Source organism: Kitasatospora sp. NPDC005751, assembly GCF_040630835.1.
Taxonomy (GTDB): Bacteria; Actinomycetota; Actinomycetes; order Streptomycetales; family Streptomycetaceae; genus Kitasatospora.
Genome location: NZ_JBEXYC010000112.1, coordinates 1 through 9,017 on the forward strand (window position 1 = coordinate 1; position 9,017 = coordinate 9,017).

General features: G+C 71.6%; 11 protein-coding genes. 6 read left to right on the plus strand and 5 right to left on the minus strand.

Going from position 1 to position 9,017, the window contains the following annotated elements; all coding sequences use genetic code 11:
• Window positions 1-135: 135 nt before the first annotated feature.
• Window positions 136-582 carry a MarR family transcriptional regulator gene (locus ABZ497_RS35985; RefSeq protein ID WP_359812185.1) on the minus strand — a complete coding sequence of 149 codons (447 nt, stop codon included), beginning with the start codon at window positions 580-582 and terminating at the stop codon, window positions 136-138.
• A 104-nt stretch (window positions 583-686) separates the two neighbouring features.
• On the opposite strand from ABZ497_RS35985, the gene ABZ497_RS35990 reads away from it, so the two are divergent.
• From ABZ497_RS35990 to ABZ497_RS36000, 3 genes are all read left to right on the plus strand, one after another.
• Window positions 687-1,406 (plus strand): SgcJ/EcaC family oxidoreductase, encoded by a 720-nt coding sequence (locus tag ABZ497_RS35990; RefSeq protein WP_359812158.1) that lies wholly within the window; start codon window positions 687-689, stop codon window positions 1,404-1,406.
• Window positions 1,407-1,485: 79 nt separating this feature from the next.
• Window positions 1,486-1,974, plus strand: coding sequence for an SgcJ/EcaC family oxidoreductase (locus ABZ497_RS35995; protein ID WP_359812161.1), 489 nt, complete (start codon window positions 1,486-1,488; stop codon window positions 1,972-1,974).
• Window positions 1,975-1,986: 12 nt separating this feature from the next.
• Window positions 1,987-2,757: an SDR family NAD(P)-dependent oxidoreductase gene (locus tag ABZ497_RS36000; RefSeq protein ID WP_359812164.1), complete on the plus strand. Its 771-nt coding sequence runs from the start codon at window positions 1,987-1,989 to the stop codon at window positions 2,755-2,757.
• 748 nt (window positions 2,758-3,505) lie between these two features.
• On the opposite strand, the gene ABZ497_RS36005 is transcribed toward ABZ497_RS36000, so the two are convergent.
• The 4 genes from ABZ497_RS36005 to ABZ497_RS36020 form a co-directional block, all read right to left on the minus strand.
• Entirely contained in the window at window positions 3,506-4,165 is a 660-nt protein-coding gene (locus tag ABZ497_RS36005; protein WP_359812167.1) for a carbonic anhydrase, read from the minus strand.
• A 119-nt stretch (window positions 4,166-4,284) separates the two neighbouring features.
• The gene (locus ABZ497_RS36010) at window positions 4,285-4,740 is read right to left on the minus strand and encodes a hypothetical protein (RefSeq protein ID WP_359812169.1); all 456 of its coding nucleotides are present in this window, start codon (window positions 4,738-4,740) and stop codon (window positions 4,285-4,287) included.
• A 420-nt stretch (window positions 4,741-5,160) separates the two neighbouring features.
• Window positions 5,161-5,328, minus strand: coding sequence for a hypothetical protein (locus ABZ497_RS36015; RefSeq protein ID WP_359812172.1), 168 nt, complete (start codon window positions 5,326-5,328; stop codon window positions 5,161-5,163).
• 133 nt (window positions 5,329-5,461) lie between these two features.
• A complete protein-coding gene (locus tag ABZ497_RS36020) occupies window positions 5,462-5,731 on the minus strand; it encodes a hypothetical protein (RefSeq protein ID WP_359812175.1) in 270 nt (89 codons plus the stop codon).
• Window positions 5,732-6,766: 1,035 nt separating this feature from the next.
• On the opposite strand from ABZ497_RS36020, the gene ABZ497_RS36025 reads away from it, so the two are divergent.
• From ABZ497_RS36025 to ABZ497_RS36035, 3 genes are all read left to right on the plus strand, one after another.
• Window positions 6,767-7,267 (plus strand): diadenosine tetraphosphate hydrolase, encoded by a 501-nt coding sequence (locus tag ABZ497_RS36025; RefSeq protein ID WP_359812177.1) that lies wholly within the window; start codon window positions 6,767-6,769, stop codon window positions 7,265-7,267.
• Between the two features lie 48 nt (window positions 7,268-7,315).
• Window positions 7,316-7,951, plus strand: a complete 636-nt coding sequence (locus ABZ497_RS36030; protein ID WP_359812180.1) for a restriction endonuclease — start codon at window positions 7,316-7,318, stop codon at window positions 7,949-7,951.
• A 759-nt stretch (window positions 7,952-8,710) separates the two neighbouring features.
• On the plus strand, window positions 8,711-9,017 hold a 307-nt coding region (locus ABZ497_RS36035), incomplete at its 3' end, for a hypothetical protein (RefSeq protein ID WP_359812182.1).

Sequence of the window (9,017 nt, forward strand, 5' to 3'; positions counted from 1 at the left end):
CCCGCGCGGCCGGGTCGGGCGCGCGCACCGGCGCCGTGGTCGGTGGGTCTTCCACCGGCTGCCTCCCGTCCGTGTGCCGCTCGCTCGTTCGTGCCCGCCGCTCTTGGCAGAGCGCAACGGTGCCGCGTCGGCGCTTCAGTCGGCGTTGTGGGTGCGCAGCTGCTTGGCGGCTTCCTGGTAGGCGTTGGTGGCGCGGGCGAAGTAGTCGAAGAGGACTTCGAGCTGCTCGGGCGAGTAGCCCCTGAGGAGCTCGCCGATCCGCTGCCGGGCCGGGGCCATGACCCGGTCGAGGTCGGCGGGCTTGCCGACCGGTTCGACGATCACCTTGCGGCGGTCTCCGGGGTCCGGGGCCCGGCGCACGTAGCCGGCCTGTTCGAGGCGGTCGATGAGGCGGGTGGTCGGCCCGGTGGTGAGGCCGGTGCGGGTGCCGAGCTCGCCGGGGGTCATCGGGCCGGTCAGTTGCAGGATGTTCAGCGCGTAGAGGTCGGTGGCGCCGAGCTCGCAGGCCTTGGCGCTGGCATGGCCGTGCAGCATCACGGCGCTCAGGTACCGGCGGTAGACCTCACTCGCATCGGACGGCATGGCAGGCGTTGACACGGGCTCCTCCACTCCCTAATCTCTTCCTCAACGAAGAGAAATCTTCAACGAAGTAACTTCTTTGAAGAAGTTATCATGAAGGGGAGACCATGAGCACCGTCACCACCACCGAGGCGACCGACCCGACGGGCGAGCCGACCGACCTGAAGAGCGCCCCGACGAGCACCGGGAACGGCCGACGCACCAACCGTCGGCGCACCGTCAAGCGCGCCCTCGGCATCACCGCCCTCACCCTCGCCGTCGCCGCGGCCGGCGGGTACTTCTGGCTGGACGCCACATCCGACGTCCGCAACCTCGGCCAGACCGACTGCACCGCCGTCACCCCCGCCGTCACCGCCACCCCGGCCGGCACGCCCACCACCGACGATCACCGTGCCGTCTGCGACACCATCCACGCTCTCACCGACGCCTGGGGCCGGGGCGACGCCACCACGTACGGCGAGCAGTTCACCGCCGACGCCACCTACACCACCTACGTCGGCACCCACTACCAGGGCCGCCGCGACATCGCCGACGCCCACCGCGCCCTGTTCGACGGATTCGTCAAGGACACCAGGCTCGCCGACTCCTTCCTCGGCATCCGCTTCTACGGGCCGGACACCGCCGTCGTCACCAGCCGCGGCGACACCTACAAGGGCGGTACGCCCAAGCAGCCGTCCGAGCTGACCAAGACGCAGTCCTACACGCTGGTCCGCCAGAGCGACCACAGCTGGCGCATCGCCGCCTTCCACAACACCCAGCGCCAGAACGTGATGGAGCGGCTCTCCTTCCTCTGGGACTCGGCGACCATGCCCGAGGCCGAGAAGTGACCGACCGGCTCCGCCCGCACACCGGCACCCCGCGCCTGCACGCCACTCCACCGCACACCCCAACCCGGAGGACGACACCATGACCGCCAACCACCACACCACCGCCCCCCGCGCGACCGACGCCGCCGCGATCCGCGCCCTGCTGGAGCGCGGCGCCGCAGCCTGGGCCGACGGCGACGGCACCGCGTACGGCGCCTGCTTCACCGAGGACGCCACCGACGTCACCTACGTCGGCACCGTCTACCACGGCGGCGAGGAGATCGGCCGCGCTCACCAGGCCCTGTTCGACAGCTTCCTCAAGGGCACCCGACTGATCCTCGACATCACCGACCTGCGCTTCTACGGCACCGACGCGGCCGTGGTCGTCACCCGCGGCGACGTCCGCAAGGGCGGCACCCCGGAGCAGGACGGCAAGCAGGGCAAGCTCGGCAAGCTCGCCACGTACACGGTGGTGCGCGCGGCCGACGGACGGTGGCGGATCGCCGCCGTCCAGAAGACCCAGCGCAAGCCTCTGATGGAAGCCGCCTCCTTCCGCCTCCAGCCGGCCACCCGACCCGCCGCGAACTGAGACGCAGTCACCATGACCACCACCCAGCCGACACCCCGGCCGTCCGACACCGCCCACCGCCCCACCGCCCTGGTCACCGGAGCCAGCGCCGGCATCGGCCGCGCCTTCGCCCGCCGCCTGGCCGCGAGCGGCCACCAGGTGATCGCCGTCGCCCGGAACGAGGAGCGACTCCAAGCCCTGATGGCCGAACTCGGCCCAGGTCACGACCACCTGGCCGCCGACCTCGGCGACCCCGACGGCCTCCACAACGCCGCCCAACTCCTCGCCGACCGACGCGTCCACCTCCTGGTCAACAACGCGGGAACCGCCACCACCGGCCCCTTCACCACGACCCCACTCACTCACGCCCACGAGATGCTGCGCCTCAACTGCGAGGCCCTCGTCACCCTCTCCCACGCCTTCCTCGCCCAGGCCCGCCCCGGCGACGCCCTGCTGAACGTCTCCTCCACCCTTGCCCACACCCCGCTGCCGGACCTCGCCGTCTACAGCGCCACCAAGGCGTTCGTCACCGCCTTCTCCGAGGCACTCTGGTCCGAGCACCGGGCATCCGGCATCCACGTCCTCGCGCTCTGCCCGGGCATGACCGCCACCGAGTCGCAGTCGCACGACGACGCACCTGCCGCCCTGGTGCAAACCCCCGAACAGGTCGTCGCCACCGCCCTACGCGCCCTGCGCCACCGCAGCCGCCCCATGGTCGTGCCCGGCACCGCCAACCGCCTACTCCTCGCCGCCGCCCGCACCCTCCCGCGCCACCGCTTCCTCACCGCCCTCGCCCGCACCTGAACCACCCGCACAGCGGCAGCACTGCGATGGCCGGCAGGGTGGCCACCGTCACCTGGCTTTGTCGGTCAGCCAGGGCCATTGCATGATCGCGATCTGTCCGGGTTGATCACGTGAGGCCGAGGGCTGACAGGGGTCGGTGGTGGTCGAACGGGACGAGACCGCGCCCGCCACGCCCCGGGGAGAAACCCCGACCACCGCCAGCAGACCGGCGCCCGCCCCAGCCCGCCCGGCCTCGACCGTCCCGCACCCCGACGCGAGGGCTACTTCCTCGGCGACCCCGCCACGCAGGAGCTGATCCTGCACGACACCCCCGAGCAGGCCGCCCACACCGTGATGAAGGCGTACCTGCACCAGGTGTGACCAACTCCGCGCCCTGGCCCTCCCGGCGACCGGGGGCGACCGGGCGACGCCGGCGTTCGCCGCGTCGAGGAAGAGGGGAGGATCGGGCTCGGGACTGTCCTGTGCGGGTTACCAGGAGATCCTGACCTCCCCGTCCTGTCTCTCGGCACACCCACCGCGGCAGCCCCCACCATCTGGCTCCGAACATGATCGACCGGACTGGTCATGCCGTCCGCACCGGACAGGGGCCGTCGGACGCCGGCCGAACCCCCGCAGGTACCACCGCAGGGCCCGCGCAGGTGTCATCGCAGGTCTTCCGCAGGTACCCGTGCGGACGTCCGGGAGTGTGAGCTCCTCGCGGGCCTTCCCCGCGTCGTCCAGGCTGCCCGAGGCGTCGCGGACCGAGCGGTCAACGCGCTGGTTCGGCGGAGGCGGAGACCACCGGCATTTCGAGGCCGCGGGCGGTGACCAGGTGGGCGGTGCCGTCCGCCAGGCGGTAGGACAGGCCCACCACGGCCGCCTTGCCCGCCTCGACGGCGTGGGAGAGGGTGCGGGAGCGCTCCAGCAGCAGGTCGACGGTGTGGCGCACATTCTCGGCGATGAAGTCCGCGTTGTCGGTGTATCCGGCGGCGCGGGCGGCCAGCACGCTGGGGGTCACCCGCTCGACGACATCGCGTACGAATCCGCGCACCGTGGTGCCGTCGGAGACCGCCGTCTGGGCCGCGGCGACCGCGCCGCAGGAGTCGTGGCCCAGCACTACCACCAGCGGGCAGCCCAGTACCGCCACCCCGTACTCGATGCTGCCGAGCACCTCGGGGCCGGCCACGTGACCGGCGGTGCGGACCACGAACAGATCGCCCAGGCCCTGGTCGAAGATGATCTCGGCGGCCAGACGTGAGTCCGAACACCCGAACAGCACCGCGAACGGCGCCTGCGCGGGCGCGGTCTGACTGCGGCGGGCGGCGTCCTGGTTCGGGTGCTCCGGTATCCCGGTGACGAACCGCTCGTTGCCGGCCAGCAGCATCTCGAAGGCTTCCTGGGGGGTGACGGGCTGCGTGTTGTCGGTCATGCCCGCAGAGTACGGCCCGCTCCACACGCTCGCGCGGGCAGCCCGCGACGGCGGCCACGGCTTCCTGAGCGGCCGCCGTCCCGCCCGGGCCGCGGGTGGGACGGCGGCCGGTCCGGGTGTCAGCGGTGCACCTCGTGCCTGTAGTCCTTGCCCTTCGACTTCGTGATCGTGACCCCGTCCTCCCGCCACCACCTGGAGATACCCCCGATCAGGGCGTAGAGCCCGGCCGCCGCGCACGCGAGGACGCCGGTCAACACGGTCCCCGAGCGGCCGAGCGCCTCCAGCGTCTGGTCCACGCGGAACACGCAGAGGTAGATGGCGGCCGCCCCGGCCAGGGCCAGCAGGAGCCACAGCGCCCGCCGCACCCGGGTGGGCAGGGTGCCCAGGATCCGGTACGGGACCTCCTTCTTGCAGGCGCCGCAGACGAGGACCTGACGCACCGCCCCCCGGGGCGGTCGATCCACCGGGATCGGGTAGGTGATCATCCTCGTCTTCAACTTCGTGCCGGTCACGGTGGTCTCGATGATGTGCGCGTGCCTCGCGTGAATCGACGCGCCCAGACTCCTGGTGCCCATGCCACCCCCCAAGGTGCTCTCGGACGACAGCACGCTATCCCCTTGATGGCGACGCGAAACGCCTTTGCGGAAAGGGGACGTGGGTGATTTCCCGGCCTGACGCACCCCGCCGCGGCGGTTCCGTTGCTCCCGCCCCACCCGTGGGCAACTACCCCTGCAGCGCGGAGGTTTGGCCACGTTCAGGTGGTTCGAAGTGGCCCGGGAGCGCCGTAGGGACGGCATGAGCCCGGCCAGCCCATCTTCGACGGGGAGGGCCGCAGGTTACGTCCTCAGGGGGACTCGTGAACTACTACCTCGACGTCATCAAGCGGTACGCCGACTTCGTCGGCGGTGCCCCCCGCCCCCGCGAAGCCCTTTGGTCACGGCGGCGGGGCTCGCCGGTGCAACCCCGACCGCAAGCCCCGCCCCTCGACCGGGCGCTCAGCTCTTGGCGATGGCCATGCCCAGGAAGATGCCGACGATCAATGCGCCTGCGCCGACCGCCATCACGGACCAGGTGCCGCTGTGTGCGCCGGCCATGTTGGCCTCCTGCACGGCCAGGGCCGTCTCCAACCCGTGAACCTTGCTCTCCAGCTCTGCCGTCTCCACGACGAATCTCCTCCTGTGATGCGTCCGCGCGGTGTCCCGCGCGATTCATTCACTCGTTCGTGCACCCGGAGCCGGTCGACGCGCTGGCGCCGGCCTCGCTCGCCCGCTCGCCCGTGCCGCCTGGCTGCCGGGCCTACGGGGTTGCCTCCCGCGGGCAGCCCTCGGCGAGGAGTTCGAGCAGGTGCTCCGTCACCGCCCGCAGTTCGCCGCTCCCCACCCACGTATAGAGGGCGGTGCGGCTCTGCGCGTCGATGCTCTGCAGGACGTACCCGTCGACCAGTGCACCGGCCCCTTCGCGCGCGCGGGCCAGGACTTGCCGGGGCGGACCCGTCTCCTCGACCAGGACTTCCATATCCCCGGTGCTCGGGCAGTTGCGGAACTGGTGCACCCACTGCGTTGGCATATCGGCCATCCTGGCTCCGCGGCCTGACTGTTCACGCCCCTGTGAACCCTGGATCCTGTGTCGAGGCACTCGGGTTCCCGCGAGCAGCTGGGCGTCGAAGCCCCGTTCAACGGCGCCGGGGACACCTGTCGGGTCGGGGGCCTCGATGGCCGACGGCTTCCCGCCCAGGACCAGGGACCAGTCGCTGTCGCTACCCTAGGTCTCATCCGGCACGCGGACCAGGCCAGGCCACCACGTTGCTGGGTCGAACCGGAAAGCAGTGGTGAGGCTCCTTGCAGACGACCGGGACGGTTACCGTGGTACTCAGGGCAGGGCGAGCGGTGTGGGTCCGGCCGGCGACCGCCGCGGACGGCAACGCCGTCGCCGAACTCGTGGCGGCCGACCGGCCGACGATGCTCTCCGCCCCGCGGCCACTGCCCCGCATCGGCGGAGCGCACGAGAGCCTACGGTGCCTGTACGTGGCCCACGACGGTTCCGGACAGGTCCTGGGCGCGATGGCGCTGCACCGCCACGCTCGCCCAGGAGCATCCGCCGAAGAGGTGACCTGGCTGCACTGCCGTGAGGACCCGGCCGTCGCGGCCGTCCTCGTGCGGGCAGTCCGCGAGAAGACCGCCGACCGGCGTACCGTCGCCGCGTTCAGCCACCCCACCGAGTGGCCGCCGCACGTCCCGGGCCTTGCGCTGCACAACCGCCCCGTCGCCTGTTCGGCGGGGCGGACGACGCCGGGAAACCTTCCTGCCCCTGATTCGCCGTGGCCGCAGGCGCGGATTGGCCGGCCGGTCACGGGCCCTGGAAGCACAATCGTGCGCCGCGGTCCCGGGCGCACCATCGCGGGGACCACCCGGCGGCACAGCACGCGGCCGGCCCACCTGCCGTCCACCGTCGATGATGAGGCTGGTCGATTTTGGCCAACGCTGCTGTTCACCTCACTGCGTCCGGCTTCGAACGGAGTGGGGAGTCTGAGGAGCGAGAGCGCCGTCGTCGGGAGCGATCGGCTGAGTCCTGCTTGATCACGCGCGTGTAGGGTGCGCGCTCATGATTGACAATTGGCGGGACGACAGGATCGGCAGTGCCCTGAAGGGCACAAATCCCACTGTGCTGCGGCGGCTTGACGCCGGCTTCGCGGTGATCGGCGACGTGCAGTTCCTGCCGGGGTATTCGGTTCTGCTGGTCGACGAGCCCGGCGTGGAGCGTCTGTCCGATCTTCCGCGGAGCAAGCGGACGGCCTTTCTGGCGGACATGGACCGGCTGGGTGAGGCCGTGGAGCGGGCCTGCCGGCGTCTGGACTCGGAGTTTCGGCGGGTGAACCTGGAAATCCTCGGCAATACCGACGGTTTCCTGCACGCGCATGTGTGGCCCCGGTTCGAGTGGGAGAGCCCGGATCTCGTCCGTTACCCGGTGTGGCTGTATCCCGCGGAGAACTGGCGCGATCCCGCAAGCGCGCTCGGACCGCAGCATGACGCCCTGCGCGAGGCGATCGGCCATGAACTCGATGCGTTGTCGGCCCCGGCTGCCGGTGCGGAAAGCGCGCGATGAGACGCGTCGGGGAGGGGAGGCCTGACGGCCTCCCCTCCCCGACGATCGGTGATTCAGTTCAGGGCCGTCATCCTGGTGCTCGCGGTGCTGCGCTGGCTGGCGGCCCACGTCTGGGTGCTGGTCGTGCTGGCGCTCATCGGGCTCGGCGTCGCGGCCCTCTCCCTGCACTGTTTGCTGGAGCGCCGGCGCGCGGCCGAGGCCGGGCGGCTGGCCGACCTCGAGCGCCGGCTGCGGCTGCGGCTCACGCTGGCCGGGCCCGGGGGCCTGGACCACATGCGACACGACGCCTTCGAGTTCGCGGTTCGCGACCTGCTGCTGCGCGACGGCTGCACGGCGCAGCGGGTCGGGCAGGGCGGTGACCAGAGCGCGGACGTGCTGGCCACGGACCCGATGGGCCGCACCCGGGTGGTGCAGTGCAAGCACAAGCAGGACCCGATCGGTGGTGCTCCGGTCTCGGTCGGTGTGCTGTACAGCCTGGTGGGCGCCAACGAGCGCGTGCACAGGGCCGAGGTGCCGGTGGTGGTCACCAATGGGCGGTTCACCGAGCCGTCGCGGAAGTGGGGCGCCGAGCAGAACGTGCTCCTGGTCGACCGCAGGGTCCTCGGGCGCTGGGCTTCCAGCGGCCGGCCGCTGTGGGAGCTGCTGCCCCGGATCCCGCTGCCGCGCGGTGGCCGGAACCACTGACGGCGCCAAGCCGAGGTGCCCGTCCGGCCGGTGGAGCGGTACGGGTCGTGGGAGGGGGAGCGCCCGCTGGACGGCGGCGGGGCCCGCACCATGTGGCGCGATGCCGACGCCGCCCGGCCCCGAGCCCGCCCCGTCCACGTCCTGCTCCACCACGGCCGGCCGGCCGGGTTGAGGCCGGCATCCACGACGTCCTCGCGTGGGCCGCGGTGCCTCACGGCGATCCTGCCGGTCCGGACCGTTTCGTTCGCGAGCCCCGCCACGATCAGCGCGCCCTCCACCCCACCGCGCTCCAGGCCATCGCCACCCTCCGGCACCGCGACCCGAAGGCCCTGCCCGCCGGTGCCTGGAGCGACCCGCACCCGAGCTGATCGTCGTCCGCAGCCCATCACCCGGGCGTCCAGGAACTGCCGCGCGATGGCCGTCCGGCCGGCTGGATTGAGGAGTACGACGTCCAGTGCGGGCCTGGACCGTCTTGAACACCCCTATTGGCGGGGGATGATCGAACGGTGGTGATCGACCGGAGCGTGCCCCTGGGGCGTTCGCCTCGTTGGGCAGGCATGACGACACCCGCGATGGCTCCGGAGGCGGCCGCGAGAGCGGTCTTCCACTTTGCCGACGTGCCGATCTACTCACAGCTGGCAGCCTCATGGTGGGTGAGCGGCCGGACCGTGCCAGGCCAGCCCGACCCGGTGTGGGAGACGCTGGTCGGCGGTCCGGGCCGTCGCCGGGCGATCCCGGCCGCGCGCGAGTCGCTGACAGGTGACGCCCGGATCCGATGACGAAGCAGCCACTGTCCTGATCGAGAGCATCGTGGCGGCCGTCAACGCCGGCGACGACCGGCGGAGCCGCCGGTTGCTGCGTTCCTTCTCCGAGCGAGCCGACCTTGAGGCGTTCCGTGTGTTGTGCGATGACCTGCGGGAACGAGCCCGGCAGGTCCGGTCCGCGTCGCCTGCTGCGCAGGTCGGGGACTCAGCTTGGCGTTTATCCTCGTCGGCCTTGATGTTCCTTGATCGAGTCTGCTCGTTTGGCCGTCTTGCCGACGTTGTGGTGTGGGGCCCGTTGCTTG